This window comes from Microbacterium testaceum (assembly GCF_006539145.1).
Classification (GTDB): domain Bacteria; phylum Actinomycetota; class Actinomycetes; order Actinomycetales; family Microbacteriaceae; genus Microbacterium; species Microbacterium testaceum.
Genome location: NZ_BJML01000011.1, coordinates 1 through 24,578, shown reverse-complemented (window position 1 = coordinate 24,578; position 24,578 = coordinate 1). Strand labels below are relative to the sequence as shown.

Genomic DNA, 24,578 nt, shown 5'->3' with positions numbered 1-24,578 from the left:
GCTGCCTCCTAGGCGGCGTACTTGAGACGGCGAGCGGCTCGGATGAGTTCCTGCTCCTCCGTGAAGCCCTGCCCGCCGTTCTGCGTGTAGTTGAGGACGAGCGCGCGGTCCGTGGCGGCCGTGTTGCGGTCAAGCGCCCCTTGGAGGCCGCCATCGACCACGGCGCCCGCGACGTCGGCGCCCATGACGAGACGGACGCCGGAGACCGCGTCAGCGGCGGCGTTCGCCATGTCGAGGGCCGCGCTCGTGACGCGGCGCTCCGACTTGTCCAGTCCGATCGCCAGGCCCTCGCCCATGAAGCCTCCGAAGGACATGAAGAGGCGAGAGGGGGAGTGGATGCCGAAGAAGCTTTTGAAGGCATCCACGGCGTTTCCGGCGATGCTGAGGAGCGCGTCGACGACGCCCCCGGCCGCGTCCCAGAGACCCGCAATGAGGCCACCGATCAGGTCGACGCCCGCTTGCAGGAGGAGCGGGACCATGTCGATGAGCGTCGAAACGAGCTGCGGGCCGATGGTGATGAGCGCGTCGATGATGAGGGGCAGCACCTTGGGGATGGCCGAGACGATGCCCTTGAAGAGCTGCACGGCCGCCTGAATGAGCTGCGGGATCATCCCGATCACGGTCGAGAGGAGTTGGGGCAGCATCCCCAGGAGCGCGACGATGACTTGCGGGATCGCCGTGAGAAGGCCCGTCACCACTCCGAGGAAGAGGGTGAGCGCCGACTCGATGATCGTCGGCAGCATCCCAAGGAGCGTCGTGATGAGCACGGGCAGAATCTCGAGGACCGCCGTGATGAGCACGGGGACCATCTGCACGACGGCTTGGACGAGGCCCATGAAGAGCTCGAGGGCGGCCACGATGATCGACGGGAGCATCCCGAGGAGCGTGGTGGCGATCTGCGGGAGCATCGTGATAAGCGCCGTCGCGATCTGCGGGATGATCTGAATGACGGCTTGCACGAGGGCCATGAAGAGCGTGAGGCCCGCCGTGATGAGCACGGGCACCATGCCGAGGAGAAGCGTGATGACCTGGGGCACCATGGCGAGGAGCGCGGTGAGGAGCGGCGGGATAGCCGTGATGAGTCCTTGGACGAGCCCGAAGAAGCTGGTGAAGGCCGCTTGCAGGATCGACGGCGCCATGGCGAGAATCGCCGAGACGATGCCGGGCAGGGCTCCGAGGACGGCGGTGATGAGGCCGTCTCGCGCGGCTGCGGCGCCGTTGATTAGGCCGGTGAAGACCTCGGCGATGCCATCGGGGCTCCCCGCCGCGATGGCGGAGAAGAGGTCGATAACGCCGTTGCGCACGTCGAAGAGGAAGCCGATGATGGGCGAGTCCTCTGCGATCCCCGAGAAGGCCGCGAAGAGGCCACCGTCGTAGTTGCCGTAGAGGAGAATCTCGACGACGCCTTGGATGGCCGGCGCGAGCGACGCGAACTTGTCCGCGACGCCTTGGATACTCGGCATCATCCCGAGGAGGACGGAGCCTCCGGCGGTGGCGATGGGGAGGAAGCCTTGACCGATGGTCGTGGTGACGTTCTGCCACGACGCCGAGAGGCGCTGCATGACGCCCTCGTAGGTCTGCGACTCGCGCGCGAAGTTGCCTTGCGCGTCGCCCGTCTGCGCCATGATGAGCGCGAGGGTCGCGGCGGCCTTGGCCTGCTCCTCGGAGGCGTAGGTCACGCCGTTCATGGCGTCTTCCGCCATCTTGGCTTGAATCTTCGCCTCGTTGAGCGAGACACCGTAGCGCTCGATCGGGTCGCGCTCGCCCTTGAGGGCGGAGGAGATTGCCTCGACGGCCTCCTTGGTCGTGCCGCCGAACATGGAGGCCATATCGGCGCCCGCGGCGACGAGACCGTTGGTCTTGCCCGCCAGCTCGTCCATCGGCGTACCGGCGTTCTTGAGCTGCGATCCGATGAGGACGGCGAGCTCGTTGTAGTCGTTCTTGGCGAGGCCGACGGACGTGGAGGCGGAAGCGCTCCACTCGTGCATCTGCGCGGCGGAGCCCTTGAAGACCGTGTCGATGGCGCCCATGCTCTGCTCAAGGGCGCCCGCTTGCTTCACGGCCCCCGCGACGAAGAGGCCCATGGAGGCGATGCCCGCGGCGGCCAGGAGCGGGCCCGCGATCTTGCCGACCGTCGAGCCGATGATGTTGCCGCCCTCGGCGCCAGCGGAAGCCATCGCCGGGCTGACTTGCCCGGTGAGGGTCTTGCCGAAGCCCTTGGCGGACGGGATGACGTTGAGGGTGGCGTAGCCGACATTCGACATAGGCGTCTCCTAGGAAGGATCGAGGCGGGCCCGCTGCGCCTCGAGGCGAGTGCGGAGGTTCCGGTAGCGCTCGGCGCGGGATTGCGCCTCGGGGCGGCCGGGATGCGTCTTGCCGGTCAGGGCGGCGAAGAGGTCGGCGAGGAGGAACGAGTTGACGTCCCATCCGTCGGCCGACGGGGGCATCCCGAGGCGCTTGAGCGCGCTCTCGGGAGGGAGGTGAAAGACGAGGACGGAGAGCCGCCGGATCGTCAGCTCGCCGCGCCAGAGGGCGCCGAGGTCGACGCCGTGGAAGCGTTGAAGGTCCGCCTCCATGGCGTCGCGCGCGTCGGCGTCACTCAGCCAGCGGGCGAGCTGCGTCAGTTTCCCCGGACGCCCGCGGCCCGCTGCACGGCCACGACGAGGCGGCTGATCGCCTCGGGCTTGAGGTCGGCGTCGAGGATCGCGGCGTAGCTCTTCTCGGGGAGCACCAGCTCGAGCCAAGACGTGATGTAGCCGCGCTCGAGACGGTCGAGCGAGCGGATGCTCCACTCCGAGGACGGCTTGACCGACAGCTCGAGCGACTCGAAGTCGAAGGGGATGGCCTCGGCGAGAGCCTCGGCAGCGATGGGGGCGTTGGTGGTCATGGGGTCTCCTATGCGCGGTGAGAGTCAGGGGGCGCGGGTGAGGGGAGAGCAAAGAGGGAGACGCCCCGCGCGGACGTCTCCCTCTCGAGGGGGGAGGTTAGGAAGTGGTCGTCTTCTCGGGATCGGTCTCGAGGTCGGTGTAGAGGGTGCCGTCGGCCGCGGGGAAGAGAACGGTGGTCACGTCGAAGACGGAAGGCTCGGTCTCGCTCTCCTTGATTTCGGCGACCTCCTGCACCTCGGCGGTGAGGATGACGCGGCGCTTGACGCGCGAGCCGTCGCGGGTCTCGAAGCCGATCGCGAATTGCACGCCGGAGACGGGCACCTTCACGGTCGACTTGCGGACGCCCGCGGTCACGCTGCGCGTGGAGCCGGGGTTGATGAGGCCGAACGTGATGGCGTTGTCCTCGAGCGCGACGAAGCGGATGGTCCGCTTGTGCTTGCTCTTGGAGCGGCGGACGAGGATGCCGCCCCAGGCGTAGCGCTCGGAGGTCTCCTCTTCGCGGCCCTCGGTGAAGCCCTCCTCGCCGTCCAGGAGGCCCACGGGCTTCCAGGCGGCGGGCCATGCGGAGGTGAGGTCGGTGGGGCCTGCGGTGCCGACGGGCGCGATGAAGACGTCGGCGCCGGCCCATTGGTTCGTGTTCGCGGCGTTGCCTGCCATGAGGTTGCCTTTCAGAGTTGGCGCGGGCGAAGTCGCGCCGCGAGGGTGACGAGCGCGAGCGGTTCTCGCGTCTCGGGGTCGGTGCCCGGGGTCGGGCCCCCGATAGGGCCGAAGCCGAGGAGTCGATCGCTCGTCGCTTCGGCAAGGAGGAGGCCCTCGACGAGGGCGGCCAGCGAGAGCGCGGCCCCCTCGTCGGAGGCGTAGACGGTGAGGCGGACGGTCGCCGACGCGGAGACGCGGCTCGTGCGCTGGGGGGTGCCCGCTCGCACGCGGACCCACGGCCGCGGGCTGCCGTTGTCGTCGGTCGGCGCGTTGCGCGTGGAGACCGTGGCATCCGGCCGATGCGGCGCGAGAAGCGTGCGGAGAAGGTCGCGGGTCGCGAGCTGCGCGTCGGCGAAGACGATGACGGGCGCGGTCATACGGCCCGCCGTCCTACTTGGAGCCCGGCGCCCGTGGCCGCCTCAGTGAGGTAGCCGTACTCGCCCTCGAGCCCGATGCCGCCCGCATGCGCGAGCGTGATACCCGCGACGGGGCGGTCGGTCTGGTACTCGTCGACGATGACCTCGACGGGGCCATCGTGGGCTTCGATGCCGACGAGGGAGGCAGCGGCGGAGTTGGCGCTAGCTGTGACGGCCTTGCGGACGCCAGCGGAGTTGAGCATCGCCAGCATCCCGGCGGAGTCGAGCTTTACGCGGGGTGGCATCGGACCTCCTATAGGGTCGTGAGGCGCTTGAGACGCGCGGCGACGTGCGAGCCGGTCGCCAGGGAGCGGCGAACGCGGGGCGTACCGTCGACGCGCCAGACAGCGCCGTCGGCCTCGACACGGTCGGCCTCGGTCAGGGGGAAGGCGCCGATGATGAGGAGGAGGGCTTCGTCCTCGAGGAGGTGGCGCTCGCCCTCGGTCTCCGTCGACGGGCCGCGTTGGAGCTGCGCGCGCGGGATGCGCTTGCGCTCCGGCGCATCCCACGACTCGACGTCGTCGCCGTAGGAGTCGGTGGCGCGGCCGGGGCGGAGGCGCGTGGCCGCGGTGCCCGCTTGCCCGGCGAGCACTAGAGCACCTCGGAGGCGCTGAGGAAGGGGATGGGTCGGCTATCGCTGACGGGCACGTAGAGCGTCGCCGGGTAGACCGGCGTGCCGTAGGCCGTGGGCGTGCGAACGGAGCCGGTGAAGCCCGCTCGCCCGGTCGCTGCGCGGCGGACCTGCATGACCTCGCGCGCCGTGAGGTAGACGCCGGTCGACTCCGTAAGGCCGACCGTGTGCTCGCCGAGGGTCTCTTGAGCGATGCCGCGGGGGTTCTCGTAGCCGCGTCGGGCGGCCGTCAGGACGACGAGCTCGACGACGCGAGGAGCACTCGAAGCCCAGCGATCGGCCGTGCGCTCGGAGACCTCGGCGAGGACAAGCGTGACGGCGTCCTCGAGGGCTTCCTCCGCGCGGTCGCGTTCGGCGCCTTCGAGGGTGTCGGCCTCGAGGCCGAGCCGCGTCTCGAGAGAGGAGAGGGGAGGGGGGAGGGGGCGGGTGGTCATGCGTCTCCCTTCGGGAATGGGGAAGCCCGGGAGCCGCTCGAGGTGAGTGACTCCCGGGCTAGGAGGGGAGAGGGTTACGCCGTGGCCTTCTGCGTCACGTTGGCGATGTGGACGACGCCGCCGTTTTCGATGGGCGTGATGGCCGCGGTCCGCGCCGTGCGGTCGCGGGTGATCTTGAAGGTCGGCAGGATGCCCACGCCGACGAAGGTCGCGACGATGGAGCGGTCCACGGTCTTCATCGCGTCGTAGTCGCGGAGGTAGCGCATGGAGTAGCCGCCCTCCGAGACCGAAGCGCCGAAGGTCGCGCCCTGGGGCACGGCGGGGGCACGGGTGACGAGGGTGACGGCGTCCTTGTGGAACGCAAGCACCTCGTAATCCGCCACGCGGGTCGACTCGACGACGGTGAAGCCGCGGACCTTGCCGACCTGGCCGTCACGGAGCGCCGCGGTCGAGCCGCTTTGGCTCGCGTCGACGATCGCCTTGGTGTCCAGGAGGTCGGCGTAGATGCCGGTGCCCACGACGAGCTGAATGCCCGCCTGGGGGACGCCGTTGTCGCGGAGGTGCTTGCGGAGCTTGGTGAAGTACGCGACGGGGTTGAGCGGGTCGTAGGTCGCGGTGAAGCCCGTGGGCGCGGGCACGGCCAGGAGCTTCGAGGCGACGCGGTGCTCGATGTCGTCGGCGATGGCCGCGGTCTGCGGCTTGAGCACCTGAGCGGAGAAGTCCGTGAGCTTGAGGTTGAGGTCACCCTCCGACAGCGGGACAGCCGAGTAGACCATCTTCTTGTCGAGGTTGATCGTGGTGCCCGCCTCCTTGATTTCGTCGAGCTGGATGTTGCTCGTGACGTCGTCGATTTCGCGCTCGCGGGCGAAGAGGGTGGTGGGGTACTTGATCTTGACCGGGCGGTTGGCCGTACCGGGGGCGGAGAACTCGTCTTGGTAGTTGCGCGAGACGAGCGCCGAGAGGAAGGAGTCTTGCTCGACGAATTTGGCGGTAACGACGGCGACCTGAGCGGCGTCGTAATCGAAGGTGTGGGCCATGAGGGCTCCGTTCCGCGCCCGTAGGCGCTAGTAGGTGGGGGTGGGGAGGTCCGGGGTCAGCCGAAGTTGGCCGCGACGATGGCGTCGGGGTCGAAGACGTTCTCGTCCCCGCCGTGGCCGGGGGTGAGGGCTGCCTGAGGGCGGCCGGCGGGCTTGGCCGCGGGCTCTTCCTTCGCGGCGGGCTCTTCCTTCGGGGCCGGGAGACCGGCGAGCTTCGCGGCGCGGGAGGCGATGGCCGCCTCGTCGTCGCCCGTGAGGAACTCGACGAGGTGCTCGGGCACGTTGTGCTGACGGAGGGCTCGCTCGATCCACAGCTCCTTGCGGGCTGCGGCCAGGTCGTTCGCGGTCTTCGTGGCGGCGGCCTCGGCCTTCTCGGCTTCGGTCTGGCCCGCGGTCGCGGCGGCTTCCTTCTCGGCGACGAGAGCGTCTCGCTCCGTCGTGAGGTCGGCCTTGTCCGTCTTGAGCGCCTCGACGTCCTTGCGGAGGTTGAGGATGAGAGTCCATGCCTTCTCGGCGTCGAAGTTCTCGACCTCGCCCCACGGGGGCGTCTGCGTCTTGTTGTCGTCGGTCATGTGATGCGTCCTCCTGGGACGGGTTGCGCCCTCGGACCTCCCGAGGCGCGCGCATGGAAAAGGCCCCGACGCGGGGATGCGTCGACGCCTTCGGATTGGGGGCTAGGCGGCCCGTGCTCGAACGAGGCGGGCCAGGATGAGGGCGAGTGCCGGGTCCACCTCAGTCGGCTCGAGGCGGCGGATCGGCACGACGGGAGCGGGCGTCGGCTCCTCGGCATCTCGCTCGGCGAGAATCTGACGAAGGCCGACGAGGCCGTTGCCCTCGCGGTAGAGCGCCCGCGCCTGGCGGGCCTGCTCGCTCCATCCGCTCTCCGTCGCAAGGACGGGGCGGGCGGAGCATCCGCAACGGTCATGCGAACGGAATGAGGCGGTGTCGATCGTGTAGACCGGCCCGCGGCCGACGAGCATGAGGCAAAACGCGCACGGGGCGCCGTCGCTTACTCGAGCCCACCGGCCGTAGCCGGTCGTCTTCGTGAGCCCGATGACTCGCTCGCGGCCGGCGTTGAGGACGTGCCGCTTCGCCGAGCCGAGGACGGCCTCGCGCGCCTTGAGAAGCTCCGCGGTCGGGTCGCCGCCAGCCCGGCGGATCGCCTCCGCTCGAGCCAACGGATTACCCGCGACATAGGAGAGGGAGGAGCGCGCGTAGCGCGGGCTCCACCCCTTCTCGTAGACGTCGGCGAGGTCGCCACTCAGGCCGCTCACGCCGTGGATGGCCTCGAAGTACCGTTGCGCCTCGCCCTTACTGATCGAGCGTCCCGATTCGATGAGCGGGAGCGCTCGCTCGCGGAAGAGCGCGAAGGAGCGTGTGAGGTCCGCGGGGTCGATCGTCTCGTCCCACAGGCGGACCATGGCGGCTTGAATCTTCGCGGCGTCCGTCACTTGCTTCGCCATGTGCGCTCGAGCGAGCGCGTCATAGTCGACGGCCATTAGGCCTCGGCGATGGTCGGCGGGCTTCCGGCGGAGGCGGCGGCGAGTTGGGCTTCGGCGCTAGCGGCCTGGCGGTTGATTTCGGCCGTGAGCGCGTCGAGCGCGTCGGGCTTCGCCAGCTCCTTCCAGCGCTTGAGGTCGGTGTCGGTGACGCCGGGCACGCGCTCCCAGAGGGCTTCCTGAGGGACGCCGAGCATCTGCGCCATCTTGCCGAGAGCGTCGACGGTGGCCGCGAGGTTCTCGCCGCCGGCATCGCGCCAGCGAACTTGAGCCTCCTCGCCCGGGATGGTGGAGCCGGAGGCGATGGCAGCGAGGCGGAAGACGGACTCCCAGGACTCGCCGAAGAGGGTCTCGAGCTCCGAGCGCTTGCGGCGCGTGGCGTGCTGCATGTTGGTCAGGGCGTCGCCCGAGACGTTGATGAGCTCTCCCATGAGGACGTCCGGGCTGATCTGCCCGAGGGCGGCCAGCGTGCGGACCGTCGACTTGTAGGCCTCGTGGTGGCCCGAGAGTTCCGTCTGCGCGAAGTCGCCGAAGCGGGCATCACTCGAGTCGGAGACCCACAGACGATTGACCGCGGACTCGAACGTCTCGAGCGGCTCGCCGAAGGTGGGGGAATCGGGGTCTTCGTCGACGGGGATCGCGAGGCCTGTCGCCCAGCGCTGCCGGAATGAGGCGTACTGCATGGCGATGAGCGTCGAGAAGACGGTCTCGTTGACGCGGTCTTGGAGCGGGATGAGCGGGCGGACGAGGCCGACGCTCGCGCCGTCGAGCCGGTCGCGGAAGCGGACGAAGGGGACGTGATCGAAACCGGTGAGCTGCTCCTCGCCCGCCGTGTAGACGCCGTCGCGGACCGTGAAGGGGACCATGCGCCCGCCCTCGTAGACCTCGAGGAGACGGCCCTTGCCGTCCGGGGTCTTGCCGAGGCGGCGGATGGCGACTTGCGGGAACTCGTCATCCTCGTCGGCGTACCACGCGGCGGAGCGGAGGGGAGAGAGGGGCCGGATGAAGGCCGAGGACGGCCGGTCCTTCGCCTTGAGGACGAGGACGTAGCTCGTGCCGTATTCGAGCGCGCCGCGGTGGGCGATTGTCTGGCGGGCGTCGAGCCCGTTCTCCTGCCAGCGCTTCCAGGCGGGATCATCCTCGGGCGCCTTGGGCGCTCGGTAGCCCTCGACGAAGAGGTCTTTGGCGAAGGTGTCGGGGACGAGGGGGAGCCAATTCGTCACGGCGCGCTTGGCGAGGTGCTTGAACTCCGCTTTGGCGCCGCGAGGCATGTAGGGCTCGTCGTGCGCTCCCTCGAGGTAGCGCTTGGTGAGGCCGAGACGCCCGTCGGGCTTGAGGTCGGCCTCGAGCTTGCCGTCGAGTTCCTCGGCGAGGGTGGCGGTTACGTCCACGGGGCCTCCGATGGGAATGGGAAGGCCCCGGCTACCCGCGTGAGCGAGCGGCCGGGGCCAGAGGGAAGGAAGTACGATCGCGGGTATGGGCGGTGATCCGCGCCCGGGATCGGTGCCGGGGAGAGTCGACGTTGAGACGGAGTTGATCTACCTCCGCGCGCGAAGTGAGCCGCCCTGGGAGCGGGTCAAGCGCGACGGCGTCGACGTGACCGACCGCCCCGACTTGTGGACGCCGTATCAACGAGCGCGCCGCGTCGAGTTTGAGGAGCGGGTCGAGTTCTACCGGGCCGAGGGGCTGATCTAGGCGAGGCGGGGGTAGCCGACCGACGTGGAGGCGTGGGGGGTGCCGCGCCAGAGGCAGCCGGGGAGGTCGCCATCGACGTAGGGGCCGGTATAGACGCCGTCCACGACGGCGAAGTCGTCCCACGTCGTGTACTCCCCGGGGGTCACGGCGCCGCCGAAGAGTCGCACGAAGGATTGGGTCGCGGACGCCGGTACGGTGAACACCATGCGGAGGAGGTGCTCCCCGGCCACGTTCGGGGCCTGGGCCGACGCGCTCGCAATGTGCGCCGAACCGTTCCACCAGTAGGTGATGATGCGGCGCGCGTTTGTCGACAGCGTGCCCGTCTGGGGCGCGTCGAGGGTCATTTTCGCGAGGATGGTTACTGTCCGTCCTGGGGTCATCCCGAATTGGAAGCCGTTTGTGACGAACTCCCCATCGAAGACCACGCCGGTAGCCACCTCGGACCGTAGACGCACGGCCCGTTTCCCGCCCCGATGCACGACGTGCGGGGCAACGGCCAGGGCGGGAGACCCGCCCGGACGCATCCCGTACAGGACGCTCGCGCTCACGTTTTCTGCGCCCAGCCATGCGGGGGTGAGGTCGGCGTCGGGGGAAGTGAACCCGTCGAAGTAGGCGGTATCTCGCTTCGCGCCGGGGTAGATGACGACGTTGGAGATTTGCAGCGTGTCGCCGGGAACCTTGCCGTAGAGGCCGTTTGTTACACGAAGGCCGCTCGCAAGTGCGGCGGCGTCAGCGGTGAACGTCACCCAACGCCGCTGAGGGACGTTGGCGGTGATCGGCGTCTGCCCGCTCGTGGAACGCGCAATCGTCGTCCACGTCCCCGGATTGGAGTACAGCCCGGGGGGAGACATGTTGCCGGTGCGGGAAGCGACGAGGTCCCACTCAGCCGTCCAAACGGTGTCGGGCGTGGCCTGCGTCAGGACGACGGCGATATCTCCGGTGTCGGGGTAGGTCGTATCCGTCCAGGTGACCTGAAAGGCCTTGCCGCTCACGGACCATGCGGCGTCCGCAGAGGGGGTCACGGTACAGGCGTTGGGGAGGTTGCCGGTCCACATGGAGAAGTCGACGTTGCCCGCGGAGGGGTTACGCGCGCCCGGGTTGCGGTGGTAGTTCCGCATGACCTCCACGACCGCCGCGCGGGCGACGGATGCCGAGGCGTTCGCGGTGCCCTCCCAGGCGTAGGCGATGCCGCGGTCGTTCTGCGCGCCGCCCCAGAAGAAAGGCAGGAGGCCGGGGCGTTCCTCGATCAGAAGGCCCGTTGCGTCGACCGACTCGCCGACGGCCGATCCGCTAGTAATCCCGAGGTGCATCGCCGCTCCGGCAGCCCCCGCGGGGGCAACTGCAGTGACGGAGTATCGAAACCATCCGGCGCCGACGGGCACGGCCACGGCACGGCTTGCGGACTCGAGAATCGTCACGGCGGACGAGTTGCGCCAGATGGCAATGATGACCGCGTCACGGGCCTCAAGGGTGTTGAGGCGCCCGTAGGCGGAGAAGGTATAGGTGCGGCCCGCGACTACGGCCATGGGCACGCTGTACTGGACGCGGAGCCAAGATGAGCCCGATGTCTGTAGGCGCGTCTTCGTCGTGCGATAGAAGCGGGGGAGCGTCGGGGTCGGGCCGCCCGTATCGACGATCGCCCCCTCGTAGCTGACTCCGGTGCCCCCGCCGATAGCGGACCATCCGGTCCCGTCGGCGACGGTCGGGTTGGGCGCGAGGTTCCGGCGAACGATCGTCGAACCAGCGACGACGCGCTCGAAGCTGGGGTTGATTGCGAGGTTCTCGACGGGAGCGAGACGGACGTCAGCGAGGTCGGAACGCATTACGCCTCCTCGGCGGTGGGCTCCTCCGGCGCGGCTCCGACGCCGTCGAAGATCGGCGTCTCGGAGGGTTCGGGCTCGGGCTCGGGGAGCGGGGCGGGGGTCCAGTCGATGAGGCCGGCGGTGGCCGTCTGCGTCGCGGTGCGCACGTCGCGGAGAGCGGCACGGACGGCGAGGTCCGGGGCGCCCGCCGTGATGCGGTAGGCGACGACGTCGTGCGGGGCAGCGGGGTCGGCCAGCGGGGTCGGCTCGGCGAGGAGCACTCCGCCTGCCTCGAGGATCGCGGCGAGGGTCTCGTCGCGGCGGGTCTCAGGGGAGTCGGTCATAGCGGCGCCTCTCAGACGATCCAGGTGGAGGGAATGGCGAGCTGCGTGCCGCCGAGGTAGGCAGCCCAGCGGGCGCCGTTCCACTCGAGGCGGACGATGTCGACGGCATTGGCGGCCGAGGAGAGCGCGATAGGGATGCCGTAGGGCGTCGCGACGTTCGCGAGGAGGAGCGTGCGTCCGCCCGTGGTGTCCTGCGTCAGCTCGAGCGTGCACGAGTACGCCTTCGAGGCGAGCCCGGCGTTGACGGAGAGCGTGACGTTCCCGGTGAGGCGACGCTTGAGGTAGGTCGATCGCGTCTGCGCTTGCGTCAGCGTGCGCGCGCCCGCGGCCCAATCCTCGCGGTCCGGGGCGACGACGATGGTCTCGTCGCGGGCACCCTCGGCGGCGGTCTTGGCGGTCTCGGCGGCGGTCTGCGCGGTCCCCGCTGCGGTCGCGGACGTGGCGGCGCTCGTCGCCGAGGTGGCGGCGGCGGTCTTGGAGGCGTCAGCGGCGGCCTTCGCCGTCTCGGCGCCCGATCGCGCGGTCTCCGCGGCGATGCGCGCGGTGTCGGCCGCGGATGCGGACGCGGCGGCGGCGGTCTTGGAGGCGGTCGCCGAAGTGGCGGCCGTCTCGGCGGCGGTCTTGGCAGCGCCCGCGGTCGTTGCCGACGTGGCGGCGTTGCTCGCGGAGCCCTGAGCGGCTGAGGCCGAAGCATCCGCGGCGGTCGCGCGGTCCAGGGCAGCGCCCGCGGAAACGGAGGCGTTCTGGCGCTCGGCCTTGGCGTCGTTGGCAGCGGTGCGCGCGTCCGACACGGCGGTCCCCGCTGCGGTCGCGCGATCGGCGGCCGTGTCGGCGGAGGCCTTGGCGGCGTCGCGGGCGGCGCGGGAGGCATCCCGTGCGCTCTCCGCGGCCGTGACGGCGGCGAGAGCGGCGGCGGGGGTGTGCTCGTCGGGGAAGCGGCCCGTGACAGGGTCGAGAAGGGGCAGGATGCCTTGGGTGGTCATGCGGCTCCCCCTAGAGGAATGCGGATGGCGAATGGGATAACGGGGTCGCGGAGGAAGTCAGCGAAGTCGACGACCGCGAGGCCCGGGTTGGTCGGGTGGAGCGAGATTCGGAAGGTCGCGTCGTGGAGCTCGCCCGCGATGGCGGCCACCTCGGCGGCTGCCTGGGAGGCACGGTCGGCGTCGGCTCGCACGGAGTCGCGCGCGCCGGTCGCGAGCTGCGCCGCGGTCGATGCCTCGTTCCGGGCGTTCCACGCGGAGGCCTGATACGCGCGAGCGTCGGCGGCGGCGAGGCCCGCGTCGGTCGCGGCTCGCACGGAGCGAGCGGCGGCCTCGGTTGCCTCGCGCCAAACGCGCTCGTTGACGATGAAGACCTCGCCCGGCTTCTCCTCGATCGGCGCCTCGACGACTAGGTCGAGGGGAGCGTCGGTCGTGTGCGCCGAGGTGACCTCGATGCGGAACGACGGGTGCGACGCGCGCACGAAGGAGAAGGCGACGTCGTAGACGCCGAGGGCGAGGGTCGCGGTGACCTTGCCGTCGACGAGCGCGACGTCCTGGCGCGTGATGGGCGCCCGGAATGCGGGCGCTCCCTGAGTCGACGCGATGACGCGCGAGAAGCGCACCTCGCCGCGGATTGGCGAGTCGTACTTGTCGAGGAAGCGGCCGATGACGTGGCCGACGGTGACGTCAGGCATGGGGCCTCCTAGAAGCCGATGAGGCGTCCAGGGGCACGGCGCTTCTTCTTGAGAGCGCCCTCGCCGAGGACGCGAGTGCGGGCGAGACGGGCCAGGACGAGGGCGGCTAGCGCGTCGACCTTCTTGGGCGACTCGCGGGTCTCCTTGCCGAAGGCGACGCCCCAGCGGTTCGGCCGGCGGCGAGCGTTGAGGACGTGACGGGTGAGAATCTCGTGGGCGGCGAGGCCCTTGGACGAGCCCGCGACGAGCTCATGCGAGCGCCAGGGGAGTTCCCGGTCCGTGATGTTGCGGTGGAGCGCCTCGACGGCGCGCGTGGTGTCCATTTGGTGACCGCGCATGTCCCAGCCGACGGCGTGCCGCGAGGTAGCCTTCACGAGGAGGCGCTCGTTGTACTCGTCGCGCCAGGCGTCGACGTCCGTCTCCCAATAGGCGACGTCGGAGAAGAACGCGACGACGTTGAGGTGACCAAATGCCCACGCAACGGCCTCACGGACCTCCTCCTTCGGGACGGCCCAGCCTTGCCCGGACGGCCCTTCGGGCTTCTCCCAGATGGCGAGAAGGAACGGGGCGCCGTCGTCGACGCGGACCGCGACGAGGGCGGTCGAGTCGTCAGTAAGGGAGCCGTCGAAGCCGAGGGTGACCTCGTCGCCGTCTATTGCGGGATGGGTGACCGGGCGCTCGTCTCCCTCCTCGACCATGAAGCGCTCATGCTTATCTGCCGCCTCCTTCTCGCGGCGCTTCCCCTTCTCGGTGAGGACGTATTCGGTCCGCGCCTGGAAGGACAGCTTGAGAGGGGGCGCCTCCTCAGCGCGGTTGCCGTGCCACTCAGCGGGGGAGACCCACGAGTCGGCGGCGGCGACGATCTGATTGAGGTAGAAGCGCCGGGCTTGCTCCGGCGGGAGGTCGGGGTCGTAGAACTCGCGGAGGATGCGGTCGAGGTTCACCCAATGGGAATCGCCGTAGGCGACCCTGAGGGCGGCCTCGACGGCATCGCGGTCGGCGATGTTCACGTCGTCGGGAGCCTGGCGGGAGTCGTAGAGGATGCCGTCGGCGATCGAGCGGCCCTCGAGGATTGCCAGGAAGGCGAGGTAAGACTTCTCGGCGGTCGAGTCGCGGCCGGGCTCGTGAGCGTTCGTCGTCTCGATCGAGCGCCCGTCGACCTTGCCGAGGTTGCGTCGGATGACGTCGGCGAGGTCGTGGCCGCGGTTGCTCGCGGTCCAGTGGTGCGTCTCGTCCATGATGGCGAACGTGTAGCGCCCGCCCTCGGCGGTCGACGCGGAGGCCGTGACGGCGACGAGCTTGCCCCCGGCCGGCGTGAGAATGCGGGTCATACCGATGTCGACGCCGTAGGCATCGACGAAGTCGGGATTGCCCGCCATCGCGCGGACGGCGTCGGTCGTGTTCTTCGTCTGCGTCTCGGAGACGCCAGCGATGACGACCCACGGCATAGGGTGCGGCTCGGCGAAGGGGTGGCCGTCCTCGTCGATGTCGACGGGCAGGACGGGGCCACACAGCTCCGCGAGCGCGATGGCGCCGAGGAAGGGCGACTTGCCCCAGCCCTTCGCGCGGCGGAGGACGCCACGGCGGCACTTGAAGCGCCAGACGACGCGGCCGAGCGGCGTGCGGGACGCAATCTCGACGGCGTAGAAGTGGAGGATGAAGTTGCGTTGCTCGGCGGTGAGCGTGAGGAGCTCCTGGACGCCGTCGGGACGCCAGAGCGTCGACTCGATCCAGCCGACGACGGCGTGACCGATGGTCGGCTCAGCTTCGGGGAAGGGCTCGAGGAGGTCGATGCGCGACATTGCGCCCTCCTCGAGCTAGAACGGGGCCGGGCCTCCGGCGCGGAGTGGGGTGACGTTGCCGACGGCGGGGCGTGAGGCCCAGCGCTTCGCCACGAGGGCGGCGCCAGCGGCCGAGGCGCCGGAGCGTCCGTCGAGGCCGAGGGCTTTGATCGCGTCGAGCGCGGCGCGCCGGTACTGGCGGACCTCGGCGATGAGCGGGTGAGCGACCTGTTGGCCCATCGAACCGGCGACCATGAGGCCGTCCGCGTCGATCCGGGCTTGCATCTTGTCGGCGTCAGAAAGGAGGTCGCATGCGCCGTAAAGGGCGCTTAGCTTCGCCTTTTCGAGCGACGGGTGAGCGTCGACAATGTCGCGGAAAGTTCGCTTAGCGGGCGCCGACCATGTTGAGCGGGCGCGGAATTGCGGGGTATTCGCCACAATTCGCCCCTTTCGTGGGTCAATGCGGGCTTGGGCGGAACGGCTGAAAACGGGGAGCCATACGTAGCGACAGGGAGACGCTATGCCTCCCCGGGCTTCGCGAGAGGGGGTAGGGGGGAGTCACCCCCCACCCCGCGCCTCGCCGGGACGCCGCCCCTCGAGAGGTCAGCGGAGACCGGGGTGTGGCTCAGAATCACGGGCCTGTCGCGGTCGCGGTCGACGCGCTGCATGGCCTTCGGCCGATGACTTGCGCGCGTGGTGCCACCGACACAGCGCCTCGAGGTTGTCCTCGTCGTGGTCGCTGCCCGGCGTGATGTGGTCGACCTGATTGGCAGGCGCCTCGCATCGTCGGCCATCTGAGTAGCGGGCGCGACAGCGGTAGTGATCGCGACGAAGGACGCGCATGCGTCGTGCTGCCCAGTCGGCAGGAAGCTCGGCCTTACGGTCGCTCGTATCCCATGGCATAGGGGGGCGCACCTCCGGGGGTAGGTTCCGCACGGGGGCGGCCCCTCGGCAGGGCACGACAAAGACCCCCTCCGGCCATATGCAGGAAGGGGGGTGGCCTGCTGGCGAGAGGGGGTCGGCTCACGGACACCTGCGGATGGGGCATCGAACGTGAGTGGGGTGGGAAGTGAAAGGGCCCGTTACCGGCCCCGCTATGGAAGGCAGGGAGTAACGGGCCTCGCGGCGGACACAAGGACTCGAACCTTGACATTCGGTTTTGGAGACCGACGCTCTACCGATTGAGCTATATCCCCGTGCGCCTCTCGCAAGAGGCGGCTCTCGTAAGGTGCCCTCGTCCGGGGGCGGGCTCACGAGCCATGCTCTCTCGCGAGGACTCGAACCTCGACTATCCGGGTCCAAAGCCCGGCGTCTTGCCATTAAACGACGAGAGAAGGCCCCCGGGCCGGGCCGCGATTCTGTAGATGCGCGCCCGGTCGCCGGGGGAATAGAGGAGAAGTCCCTCTACATAGAAGACCGCCTAGGTGCCCACGACGTAGAAGGTCGTGGCCCAGGCGACGCGGAGCTCGAAGGCCTCGCCCGCGGGGTTCACGACGAAGGCGATGCGGGCGTCGCCCTTACGCTCGGCGTGGCCGATCATGCCGTGAGGCGGACGAGCTTGCGGGGCCCCGTGATGGCCTGTACCTCTTCGGCCGTCCGGGTCGCCAGGGTGCCGGCGCCGTAGCGCTGCGTCCACTTGCCGCCCGGGAGGAGCGTGAAGAGGTCGGTGGCCTCGCCGCGGTTGTAGCGCGGGACGGTCTCCTCGCGGACGTAGACGCCGACCTTCGTCGGCAGCGGCTCGGGGGCGGGCTGGACGAGGACGAAGCGGTACTCCGAAGCGGCGTACTTGAGCGCACCGTTGCCCTCCACGGCGATGTGCGTGATGCCGCCGGAGTAGGCATCCCGCGTCACGTTGCCGACGGTGAACTCGAGAACGAGGCCGACGGTCTTGTGCGTGAGCTTGACCTTGGCGCCCTTCTTGGCGGTCGACGGGAAGGCGGCGGGGGCCACCTCGCGGAGGAGGTCGCGCATGAAGCGGTCGGCGGGGGCGTAGGAGTGGAGGGTGTAGGTCGGGCCCATGTCGGGTTCCTTTCGGTCGAAGTCGATGGCCGGGGTGCGGCCGTGCGGGGAGTTGAGGTCGGAAGCGAGGAGGCGGCGGGCTTGCTTTCGGGCGGCCTTGATCCGCTCGAGGCGCTCGAGGCTGTCTCGCTCTCGTCGCTCCTTGGCGCGGTGCGCGTCGAGGGCGTCCTCCATGGCGCGGTCGACGTCGCGGAGGTTCCATCCGCGCCCGAAGGCCATGGCGAGCGTCGAGTTGACGCGCGTGATGCTGTAGTCCTGGTCGGGGTAGGCCCTCCCGAAGGCTGTGAGAGCGGCGCGCTCCGCGCTGACGTAGTCGCCTCCGTAGCCGTGGACGACGCTGACGTAGGCGCGGGTCACGCGGCCTCCTCAAGGGCGTCCTCCGCCGGGATCGGCGCGGGAGCGGCGGGCAGGAGCGCCCGGGCGTCGTCGAGGGCCTTGAGGGCGGCGGCGTAGCCGAAGCCCCCGGCGCGGTAGGCGTCGACGATGTCGGCGATGTCCCGGCGCGCGGAGTGCTCGAGGTAGCCCTCGAGGGTGCTCTCCTCGTCGGTCCAGGAGTACGGGCCGCGCCACTTCGCGAGGAGGACGTCCAGCGGCTCGGAGGCCATGGAGCCCGGCTTCGGCGCGGGCTTGCCGTCGTCGGCGCTGCCGCCGGAGCCGACGCCATCGACGGGAGGAGCGGGAGGGGGCGGGAGCGTGGGCGTCCCGGTGTTGGAGGGCTGCGTAGCGGTCATGCAGAGGAGACCGCCAGCGGCGGGCGCGCTGCCCAGAGGAAACGAAAAAGGCCCCTTCCGTGAGGAGGGGGCCTTTCGACGTTGGTGGGGTCAGGGTGCGGAGTCGCCCAACGCATTCAGCGCTCGACGCCCGGCGTCGGTCAGCCCGCCGCGGTAGCGCTTGTGCTTGGCCCACGGGTCTACGCACTCGAGCCACACCAGGCCCCGACGGGCGAGGGCGTGAAGGGTGCGGCTATCGACCCCGTTGAACTCGTCGGAGCCTCGGTCGGCGAATACCGAGAGGGCAATGATGTTGTTCCGCGTGTAGCGGTCGACGTCGGGGGCCATGGCTCAGAGGGTGGCGAGGAGGGCTTCACGGTTCTCGAGGACCGCGCGGTAGGCGGCGGTCAACTCGTCGGGGTTCTCGGCGTCTTCCTCGATAGGGAAGCACCCGGGGCACCCGGGCTCCTCGGGGAGGCGGAGGGTGTCGAGGACGTGCGCAATGGCCTCGCGCTCCGTGAACTCCTCGTAGGACTTGCGGACGTCGTCGACGACGAGAGCGATTTGCTCGGGCGTCACGAGGGTACGGAAGTCGCCGGGCTTGAGCCACCCCATGCCGCCGAAGCCGTCGGCGTCGTACTGGACGCGATGCATGCCCTGCTCCGAGACCTCCCCGGTGAGGGTGCCCGTGCGGGTGATCGTCTCGCGGCCCGCGGGGGTGTTGACGACGACGGTGGTCTCGATGCGCTGGGAGGTCATATGACGACTCTACTCGCGCACACATTTGAGCGCAACTCGGTTAGCAGAGAGCCCCTCCCTACCCGTGGGGATGCGGTTGTAGGGAGGGGCTCACAAGGGCGCCCGGCCGCGTTAGGAAGAGTCTAACCGGGGCCCCGTTCGGGAGGGCCGGGTCAGGTGGAAGCGGCCCGATCAAGGGCGTTGGCGAGCGTAGGCCAGGAGCGCCGGAGGCGATACTTCGCGCGCGCGTGAGCGGAGGGCACCGGCCCCGCGTCCTGCCACGCGGCGACGATCGCGTCGAGGTCGCGGCTCCGCCCCGCGTGCGCTTCTACGGTCACCTCGCCCCCGACGATGAGGGATGCACGGTCGCTCGAGGTGACGACAGTGACCGCGCGCCCCGGGGCAGAGGCAGGGGCGGCCCGGAGGGTGAGGGACGTCACGACGGCACCTCCTCGCCGCGGAGGCGGAGGGCCCGCTCGTAGCGCTTGGCGCTCGCGCGCGCGGAGGCGGCGAGGTGGACGTATCCGAGGCCCTCATCGCGGACCGCGTCACGGCGCTCACGCTCGAGCGCACGGCGGAGCCCCTCCGTCGACGTTCCCGGGAACGGGTCGCGCCGGAAACGGGGACGGCGGAGGGCGCTCGTAAGCCGCTCGCGCCAGGATGCCGGCGAGAGGTAGACCGTGGCGGGGATCGACGCGAGGAACGCGAAGAGGAGGATGCCGGAGACGTTCACGCGGTGCCTCCCAGCGAGCCGAGCCACTCGACGACGCGGGCCTCCGGCACGAGCTGCCCATCCCAGGCGTCCAGGCCGACATGCAGAGAGTGCCCGTGCTCGCGCTCGGTCCCGTGCGTGTGGCCGTGGAGGAGCGGCTTGCCGAGGTCGGGGAGCCGGTATTGATCGTACTGAGGGCGAGCCGGGCGGTCAGGTCCGTCGCCCCACTCGAGGTAGGGGAAGTGCGAGAGGAAGACCTCGTGCCCGGCGACGCGACGGCGCACGAAGGGCGAGACCGTCTCGAAGACCTCGAGGAAGCGCCCCATGCTCCGCGTGAACGTGCGGCGGTGCATCGGGTGCACGGGGTCGTGGTTGCCCGCGACGAGGTGCTTGCGCCCAGGGAGGGCAGCGAGGAAGGCGAGGGCGTAGGGCCAGCCCGAGACCGCGATGTCGCCGAGGACGTAGACGACGTCGTCCTTGCGGACGGTGGCGCGCCAGGAGTCGGCGAGGGCGTCGTCGTGGGCGTCGGTGTCGGCGTAGCCGCGGATGGCGGCGACGCGGGCGTGCCCGATGTGGAGGTCGGAGGTGTAGTGGACGGTCACTCGCGGGCCTTCTTCCGGGGCTTGGCGGTCTCGACGGCGCGGGCATCGGCCACGCGCTGACGTGCGGCCTCGAGGCGCTCGTCGTCACGGCGGACGGTGTCCTCGTTGTCGAGGAGGGGCTTGAGCGCCGCGAGGCGCTTGACGTCGATGTAGCGGCGGCGATAGACGTCGGTGACGCCGAAGGCCGCCAGGAGAGACGGGTCGAGGCGCTCCATGACCTCGAGGGCGGCCTCGTGACGGGGGAGCGCTCGCGTGCCCGCGTGGATGCAGTAGGCGAGGAATGCAGCGATGACGACGGCGGCGAGGAGGCCCCCGATGGGAATGAGGTAGGAGAGCCACACCGGGACTCCCGCGCCGATGAGTTCGGGCACGGGCCAGGCGGGGCCGGAGGCGGAGGCGGTCACGGGCGGGGCACCTTTCGGAGACGGCTGAGGCCGACGGGGGCGAGGATGAGGAGGACGACGACGGCGAACGTCGCGACGGCGTAGAAGCCGCCGAAGAGGTAGAGGATCATGCGGCCCTCCTAAGGGCGGTCATCGGGACGGGGCGGGCGTGCTCGTCGAGCGCGCGATCGAGGCCGACCTCGCGCGAACGGGCGAGGACACGAGACGCCCAGCCCGGGAGGGCGGGGTCGTTCTCGAGGAGGTGGGCCAGGAGAAGCGAGCGGGAGTGCTCGCGTTCGCGGGACGCTCGGGAGTGGGCGGTCAGCCTTTCCACGTCAGCGCGTGGCGGAGGCGGGCGAGGAAGGACAGGCGCGTCGCGTGGCGAGGGGCCGGGGTCACGCCGGGGAGGAGCGGCTCGTCCGACTCGGTCACGAAGACGAGGCGCGTGGGCACCGGGCGGGGAAGGTGGCGGCCCTCGGCGATGGCGTCCAGCTTGGCGAAGATCGACGACGGCTCGCGGAGGAGGTCGTCGTCCTCGTCGGCGGCGGGGACGATGATCGTCGCTCCGCGCGAGTAGCGCACGGGGCCGGCGGGGGAGATTTTGGGCTCGAGAAGGAGCGACATTGGATTGATCCAATCGGGGAAGGTTGGGGTCGCGCCAGTCTATGCGCGCGAGGATGGGCGCGCAAGAAGTTATGCGCGAGTGGGACAAAAGGAGGGCCCGGGGAGAGAGGGTCTCGCCCGGGCCTAGCCTCCGTCGGCAGCGTTACGCGGTGCGCCGAGCGCGGCGCGAACCGGGCGCCGGAGCGGGCCGGGGGAAGTCGGGGACGTCCGTGATGAGGGGCGGCTCCGTGGCCTTCACGCGCTGCGTCGCGTGGCGCATTTCGGTCTCGCCGAAGCCTGCCTCCACGGGGATCGCGGGGGCCTGGATATTGGCCTCGACGAGTTTGACTTCTTCCGGCGTGTCGTGGTCATCGTGCTCGTCGAACTCGCATTCGAGGAGGGTCGAGGCGGCCAGGATGAGGAAGTTGCGCGTGGCGATGACGCCGTCGACGCCGCCCTCCGCGTCGAGGTAATACTCGAGGAGGTCGGCCGTGGCCTTCGCGTGGGCCTTGACGAGCGGGCCGAGGACGTGCGCGTCGGGGGAGAGGTTGGACACGGAGCATCCCTCTTCCGCTGCGCGGCGGAGGTGCATGACGTGGAGGCGGGCGGTGCGTTCGATTTGCAGGTTAGGCATCGGGCTTGGTGGCGTCTTCCGGCTTGCGTGACTGAGTGGACGCTCGAGCGCGCGTCGTCGGCGTGGCGAGCGCGACGGCGATGGCCTCGAGGAGGAGGTTCGTGCGGGATGGGGAAGGGACCGGCTGCGCGCGAGCGCTCTCGATCAAGTCGGACGGGGTGGGTGCTGCCATCGGCTGCCTCTCGTCGGTCTGTTAGGGGTCGGAGAGGAGACCGCCTCGGCGGGCGGGGATGCCCGGTCGAGGTGTGACGGAATGACGGAACTTACGTCATTTCCTATTACTTGCTTGAGGAGCACACACACTAAGTAGAGGAATGGGGAATGACGTTTAGATACGTCATTCCGTCACTCTCGCCCCCGGCGCTGCCCCCCGTGGCCCTCCGATGCTAACTCAGCGCTCCGACATTCGCGTCGGAAGGTGTGCGCGAGAGGCCCTCCGTCCACCCCGGCGCCCCTCAGACGGCCCCGGGGAAGTCGTTCCAGCGGATCGTGACGCGCTCCGGCGAGCCCACGGGGTTGACGACGATGTGATCCATGACGCGGAGGAGCATGCGCCGCCGCTCGTCGTCGTCCCGGGCCGCGTCCCAGGCCTCGCGGTAGGTGCGGCCCGTGTAGACGACGTCCTCGACGACGGTCGGGGTGACGCTGCGGAGGGAGCGCCGGCGGGCCTTGAGGGAGAGCATGGCCGCCGTCAGGCCATCGGCCTCCTCCTCGTCGTCGGCCGCCGCCAGACGCCCCGCTAGCTCCTTGAGACGGGCCTCCACGTCCGCGAGCTCGGCGCCCGCCCCCTGATCGTCTACACGGCGCTCGTAGCGCGTCTCCGGGGCATCGCCGCGCGCGGCCAGGTAGCGCGCCACAACCTCCCCGTCGAGCTTGCGTGCGGAGATATAGGTCTTGCGAGGGCACGTCACGCCGCTCGAGGCCGCGGAGCATCCGTAGTTGACGTGCCCCTCCGGGTTGCGCTCCGTCACGGAGGTCCGCCGCGGGTAGAGCGGGCGGTCACAGCCCGAGCAATAGGCCAGCTTGGACAGGAGGCCCGAGGCCCGCCGCTTCACCTCGCCGCGACGGTTAGCGTCGAAGCGGTCGCGAAGCGCGAGCATCGTCTCGAGGGAGAGGATCGCCTCGAAGGGGGCGAGGGGCTGCCCGTCGTCGCCGTAGACGGGGGCGCCGTTGTGGGAGACGCGGCCGAGGAGGTGGTCGGAGGTCATCGTCGCCCGGACGCGGGAGCCGTTCCACGCGCCGCGATCGAGGCCCTCGTCGGGCATCCCCGCCAGGCGAGCCACACGCGCCGCCGAGCGGGCCTTCGCCACGCCGCGCGCGTTGAGTTCGTCGGCGAGCTTCACGGTGGACTCCCCGGCGATGAGGCGCTCGGCGAGTTCGCGCACGACGTCGGCCTCCTCGGGGATGACGTGGAGGCCACGGCCGACGGGAAGCGTCGGGTGAGGGCCGGTCCGGTAACCGAACGGGGGAACGCCGTGGCCCGCGTTGCGGCCCTGCTGCCGCATACGCCCGCGTGCGGCGGTCTGGCGGCTCGAGACGAGGTCGCGCTCGCGCTTCGCCATGTCGGCCGCGAACGCCGCGCGGAGCTGCCAGTCGGCTTGAGTGGACTCGATACCCTCGCGGGCGGCGATGAACGTTGCGGGGTGCGGGGTCTTCGCTCGAGCGTCGACGACGTCGATGAGGGCGGCGAGGGTCTTGATGCCCATGCGGCTCCATCGGTCGTAGGCGTAGACCGCCAGAATGTCGGCATCCCCGCGGGCCCACAGGTCGTAGGCCGCTTGGGCGTTCTCCCGCTCCTTGCCTCCCGATTTGCCGTTGTCGGTGAACGTGGCGACGACGTCCCAGCCCGCGCGCTCGGCGATGACGGAGAGGTCGTCGGTCTGGCCGGTGATCGAGGTGGAGCGCGCGGACTCCTTGGAGAGGCGCACGTAGAGGACGGCGCGGAGGGGCGTGGCGGCGGTCATGGAGAGGAGACCGCCTGGGGCGGGGAGGGTGCCTACGGGAGTAACGCTCTTAGTGGTCATCTAAGAACTTCGGCGGTCGTTGATCCGCAGCGGTTTTCGCCGCGAAAGCCCCTCGTCCTTCGGGATGGGGGGCTTTCGCGTGTTCCCGTGAGGACGTCGAAGGAACTCCGCTGGTCTCGGCAGCGCGCGGCGGTGTCTTCGGGCGGTGCAGCGCCGCCGGTCGGTGGCCCGGGCGGAGCGCGCATGACGTGCGGGCGATGCCGTCAGTCGCTGGGGAGCGCGCGGCGGTTCGGACGCGATTGCATGTGTGGCAGGGCCCGTTCGCGGTGCGGGCGGTCGGGACGCTGGTCGTTCCCACGTCGCGTCCCGTGACCGGTGCGGGGCGGGTCAGGCGCCGGTCGCTCGCGCGGTGCGTCCCGTGAGGTCGCCGGACCGCTCGAAGTCGCCCAGATCTTCTCGGCGGTCCGTCCACATCCGCTGATCTCGGCGGACGTCCTCCACGAGGGCGGGATCGATATCGGCGATGGCCAGCCCCTCGCGCTCGTCGACCGACGCGACGCGGCGCCCCAGGGGGTCGAAGACGGCCGAGCCGCCGATGAAGTCGCTCGGGGCGCCGATCAGGCCGCTGTAGACGACGTAGATGCCGTTGTCGAGAGCGCGCGCGGCGAGGTGGAGGTCTCGACGTCGCTCGCCGCCGGGGAAGTAGGCGCCGCTGTTGAGGTAGACGGTAGCTCCCGCCTCCGACGCAGCGGCGGCGTGCTCGGGGAAGTTCGCGTCGTAACAGACCGACAGTGCGAACTCGACATCGCGGATGCGGAACGAGTATCCCCGCGCGCCGGAGACGAAGATGGTGCGCTCGGGGGCGTGGAGGTGCTGCTTCGCGTACGCGGGGAGGGGCAGCGCGCCCGGAGCCAGCAGGACGTCGGTCAGCGTTCGACGGTGGCCATCGTCGAGCGCCGTGTTCACCACGGCGATGACGCCGGTCTCGTCGACGGCTTCCTGCAGGGGAGCGAGCCAGGTGAGGTCATCGAGGTTCGGCAGCGTGCCGCCGAAGGTGGCCTCGTCGTAGCCGGTCAGGAAGGCCTCGGGGAAGAGGAGGAGTTCTGCTCCGGCTTCGGCGCTCTCGGCGACGAGCTGCGCGGCACGCGCGATGTTGAGCTCGACGGCGCCGGGGGTTGCTTCGGCCTGGACGGTGGCGATGCGGACGGTCACGGGAACAGTCTGGCAGGGCTGGGGCTCTGGCTGGGGCTGGGGTAGGGCTGCGACAGGGCTGGGGGGCTGGGGCTGAGGCTGGGCTGCGACAGGGCTGGGG

Annotated in this window: 32 protein-coding genes and 2 tRNA genes; 1 reads left to right on the top strand and 33 read right to left on the bottom strand. The window is 70.2% G+C overall.

What is annotated here, in order from left to right; translation table 11 throughout:
* Positions 1-8: 8 nt before the first annotated feature.
* The 12 genes from MTE01_RS14405 to MTE01_RS14350 all read right to left on the bottom strand — a co-directional run bounded on the left by MTE01_RS14405 (position 9) and on the right by MTE01_RS14350 (position 8,995).
* Positions 9-2,264, bottom strand: a complete 2,256-nt coding sequence (locus tag MTE01_RS14405; protein ID WP_141378164.1) for a phage tail protein — start codon at positions 2,262-2,264, stop codon at positions 9-11.
* A 9-nt stretch (positions 2,265-2,273) separates the two neighbouring features.
* On the bottom strand, positions 2,274-2,576 hold the full coding sequence (locus tag MTE01_RS14400; protein ID WP_141378163.1) for a hypothetical protein: 303 nt from the start codon (positions 2,574-2,576) through the stop codon (positions 2,274-2,276).
* A 44-nt stretch (positions 2,577-2,620) separates the two neighbouring features.
* The gene (locus MTE01_RS14395) at positions 2,621-2,887 is read right to left on the bottom strand and encodes a hypothetical protein (RefSeq protein ID WP_141378162.1); all 267 of its coding nucleotides are present in this window, start codon (positions 2,885-2,887) and stop codon (positions 2,621-2,623) included.
* Between the two features lie 97 nt (positions 2,888-2,984).
* Positions 2,985-3,545 carry a phage tail tube protein gene (locus MTE01_RS14390; RefSeq protein WP_141378161.1) on the bottom strand — a complete coding sequence of 187 codons (561 nt, stop codon included), beginning with the start codon at positions 3,543-3,545 and terminating at the stop codon, positions 2,985-2,987.
* 11 nt (positions 3,546-3,556) lie between these two features.
* A complete protein-coding gene (locus tag MTE01_RS14385; RefSeq protein WP_141378160.1) occupies positions 3,557-3,964 on the bottom strand; it encodes a hypothetical protein in 408 nt (135 codons plus the stop codon).
* Positions 3,961-4,248: a hypothetical protein gene (locus MTE01_RS14380; protein ID WP_141378159.1), complete on the bottom strand. Its 288-nt coding sequence runs from the start codon at positions 4,246-4,248 to the stop codon at positions 3,961-3,963. The genes MTE01_RS14385 and MTE01_RS14380 overlap by 4 nt, the downstream gene beginning before the upstream one ends.
* Positions 4,249-4,256: 8 nt before the next feature.
* Positions 4,257-4,595 (bottom strand): hypothetical protein, encoded by a 339-nt coding sequence (locus tag MTE01_RS14375; protein ID WP_141378158.1) that lies wholly within the window; start codon positions 4,593-4,595, stop codon positions 4,257-4,259.
* Positions 4,595-5,068, bottom strand: coding sequence for a hypothetical protein (locus tag MTE01_RS14370; RefSeq protein ID WP_141378157.1), 474 nt, complete (start codon positions 5,066-5,068; stop codon positions 4,595-4,597). Before MTE01_RS14370 ends, MTE01_RS14375 begins: the two co-directional genes overlap by 1 nt.
* 74 nt (positions 5,069-5,142) lie before the next feature.
* Complete coding sequence (locus MTE01_RS14365; protein ID WP_141378156.1) at positions 5,143-6,105, bottom strand: major capsid protein; 963 nt, start codon at positions 6,103-6,105, stop codon at positions 5,143-5,145.
* A 56-nt stretch (positions 6,106-6,161) separates the two neighbouring features.
* Positions 6,162-6,677, bottom strand: coding sequence for a hypothetical protein (locus MTE01_RS14360; RefSeq protein ID WP_141378155.1), 516 nt, complete (start codon positions 6,675-6,677; stop codon positions 6,162-6,164).
* 102 nt (positions 6,678-6,779) lie between these two features.
* Entirely contained in the window at positions 6,780-7,604 is an 825-nt protein-coding gene (locus tag MTE01_RS14355) for a VG15 protein (protein ID WP_141378154.1), read from the bottom strand.
* On the bottom strand, positions 7,604-8,995 hold the full coding sequence (locus MTE01_RS14350; RefSeq protein WP_141378153.1) for a phage portal protein: 1,392 nt from the start codon (positions 8,993-8,995) through the stop codon (positions 7,604-7,606). Before MTE01_RS14350 ends, MTE01_RS14355 begins: the two co-directional genes overlap by 1 nt.
* An 85-nt stretch (positions 8,996-9,080) precedes the next feature.
* Between MTE01_RS14350 and MTE01_RS14345 the strand changes: the two genes are divergently transcribed.
* Positions 9,081-9,299 (top strand): hypothetical protein, encoded by a 219-nt coding sequence (locus MTE01_RS14345; RefSeq protein ID WP_141378152.1) that lies wholly within the window; start codon positions 9,081-9,083, stop codon positions 9,297-9,299.
* Here the strand turns inward: MTE01_RS14345 and MTE01_RS14340 are convergent.
* The 21 genes from MTE01_RS14340 to MTE01_RS14235 form a co-directional block, all read right to left on the bottom strand.
* A complete protein-coding gene (locus MTE01_RS14340; RefSeq protein WP_141378151.1) occupies positions 9,296-11,122 on the bottom strand; it encodes a phage head spike fiber domain-containing protein in 1,827 nt (608 codons plus the stop codon). The genes MTE01_RS14345 and MTE01_RS14340 overlap by 4 nt on opposite strands.
* The gene (locus tag MTE01_RS14335; protein WP_141378150.1) at positions 11,122-11,445 is read right to left on the bottom strand and encodes a hypothetical protein; all 324 of its coding nucleotides are present in this window, start codon (positions 11,443-11,445) and stop codon (positions 11,122-11,124) included. Before MTE01_RS14335 ends, MTE01_RS14340 begins: the two co-directional genes overlap by 1 nt.
* 11 nt (positions 11,446-11,456) lie before the next feature.
* Complete coding sequence (locus tag MTE01_RS14330) at positions 11,457-12,428, bottom strand: hypothetical protein (protein WP_141378149.1); 972 nt, start codon at positions 12,426-12,428, stop codon at positions 11,457-11,459.
* Positions 12,425-13,120 (bottom strand): hypothetical protein, encoded by a 696-nt coding sequence (locus MTE01_RS14325; RefSeq protein WP_141378148.1) that lies wholly within the window; start codon positions 13,118-13,120, stop codon positions 12,425-12,427. Before MTE01_RS14325 ends, MTE01_RS14330 begins: the two co-directional genes overlap by 4 nt.
* An 8-nt stretch (positions 13,121-13,128) precedes the next feature.
* Positions 13,129-14,922: a terminase large subunit domain-containing protein gene (locus tag MTE01_RS14320; RefSeq protein WP_141378147.1), complete on the bottom strand. Its 1,794-nt coding sequence runs from the start codon at positions 14,920-14,922 to the stop codon at positions 13,129-13,131.
* A 15-nt stretch (positions 14,923-14,937) separates the two neighbouring features.
* On the bottom strand, positions 14,938-15,339 hold the full coding sequence (locus MTE01_RS17445) for a P27 family phage terminase small subunit (protein WP_170210716.1): 402 nt from the start codon (positions 15,337-15,339) through the stop codon (positions 14,938-14,940).
* Between the two features lie 685 nt (positions 15,340-16,024).
* Positions 16,025-16,097, bottom strand: a tRNA-Trp gene (locus MTE01_RS14305).
* Between the two features lie 66 nt (positions 16,098-16,163).
* A tRNA-Gln gene (locus MTE01_RS14300) sits at positions 16,164-16,235 on the bottom strand.
* 202 nt (positions 16,236-16,437) lie between these two features.
* Positions 16,438-17,277, bottom strand: a complete 840-nt coding sequence (locus MTE01_RS14295) for a CHAD domain-containing protein (RefSeq protein WP_141378144.1) — start codon at positions 17,275-17,277, stop codon at positions 16,438-16,440.
* Positions 17,274-17,651: a hypothetical protein gene (locus MTE01_RS14290; RefSeq protein WP_141378143.1), complete on the bottom strand. Its 378-nt coding sequence runs from the start codon at positions 17,649-17,651 to the stop codon at positions 17,274-17,276. The genes MTE01_RS14295 and MTE01_RS14290 overlap by 4 nt, the downstream gene beginning before the upstream one ends.
* Positions 17,652-17,741: 90 nt before the next feature.
* Positions 17,742-17,978, bottom strand: coding sequence for a hypothetical protein (locus tag MTE01_RS14285; RefSeq protein ID WP_141378142.1), 237 nt, complete (start codon positions 17,976-17,978; stop codon positions 17,742-17,744).
* Positions 17,979-17,981: 3 nt separating this feature from the next.
* Complete coding sequence (locus MTE01_RS14280; protein WP_141378141.1) at positions 17,982-18,389, bottom strand: hypothetical protein; 408 nt, start codon at positions 18,387-18,389, stop codon at positions 17,982-17,984.
* A 152-nt stretch (positions 18,390-18,541) separates the two neighbouring features.
* Positions 18,542-18,808, bottom strand: coding sequence for a hypothetical protein (locus tag MTE01_RS14275; protein ID WP_141378140.1), 267 nt, complete (start codon positions 18,806-18,808; stop codon positions 18,542-18,544).
* Positions 18,805-19,101, bottom strand: coding sequence for a hypothetical protein (locus tag MTE01_RS14270; RefSeq protein ID WP_141378139.1), 297 nt, complete (start codon positions 19,099-19,101; stop codon positions 18,805-18,807). The genes MTE01_RS14275 and MTE01_RS14270 overlap by 4 nt, the downstream gene beginning before the upstream one ends.
* A complete protein-coding gene (locus MTE01_RS14265) occupies positions 19,098-19,682 on the bottom strand; it encodes a metallophosphoesterase (protein WP_141378138.1) in 585 nt (194 codons plus the stop codon). Before MTE01_RS14265 ends, MTE01_RS14270 begins: the two co-directional genes overlap by 4 nt.
* Complete coding sequence (locus tag MTE01_RS14260) at positions 19,679-20,086, bottom strand: hypothetical protein (RefSeq protein ID WP_141378137.1); 408 nt, start codon at positions 20,084-20,086, stop codon at positions 19,679-19,681. The genes MTE01_RS14265 and MTE01_RS14260 overlap by 4 nt, the downstream gene beginning before the upstream one ends.
* A gap of 300 nt (positions 20,087-20,386) precedes the next feature.
* Positions 20,387-20,689 carry a hypothetical protein gene (locus MTE01_RS14255; RefSeq protein WP_141378136.1) on the bottom strand — a complete coding sequence of 101 codons (303 nt, stop codon included), beginning with the start codon at positions 20,687-20,689 and terminating at the stop codon, positions 20,387-20,389.
* Positions 20,690-20,831: 142 nt separating this feature from the next.
* On the bottom strand, positions 20,832-21,224 hold the full coding sequence (locus MTE01_RS14250) for a hypothetical protein (protein WP_141378135.1): 393 nt from the start codon (positions 21,222-21,224) through the stop codon (positions 20,832-20,834).
* A gap of 70 nt (positions 21,225-21,294) precedes the next feature.
* On the bottom strand, positions 21,295-21,474 hold the full coding sequence (locus MTE01_RS14245) for a hypothetical protein (protein WP_141378134.1): 180 nt from the start codon (positions 21,472-21,474) through the stop codon (positions 21,295-21,297).
* 283 nt (positions 21,475-21,757) lie between these two features.
* Positions 21,758-23,266 carry a recombinase family protein gene (locus MTE01_RS14240; RefSeq protein WP_170210715.1) on the bottom strand — a complete coding sequence of 503 codons (1,509 nt, stop codon included), beginning with the start codon at positions 23,264-23,266 and terminating at the stop codon, positions 21,758-21,760.
* Between the two features lie 387 nt (positions 23,267-23,653).
* The gene (locus tag MTE01_RS14235; protein ID WP_103209767.1) at positions 23,654-24,478 is read right to left on the bottom strand and encodes a carbon-nitrogen hydrolase family protein; all 825 of its coding nucleotides are present in this window, start codon (positions 24,476-24,478) and stop codon (positions 23,654-23,656) included.
* Positions 24,479-24,578 lie beyond the last annotated feature (100 nt).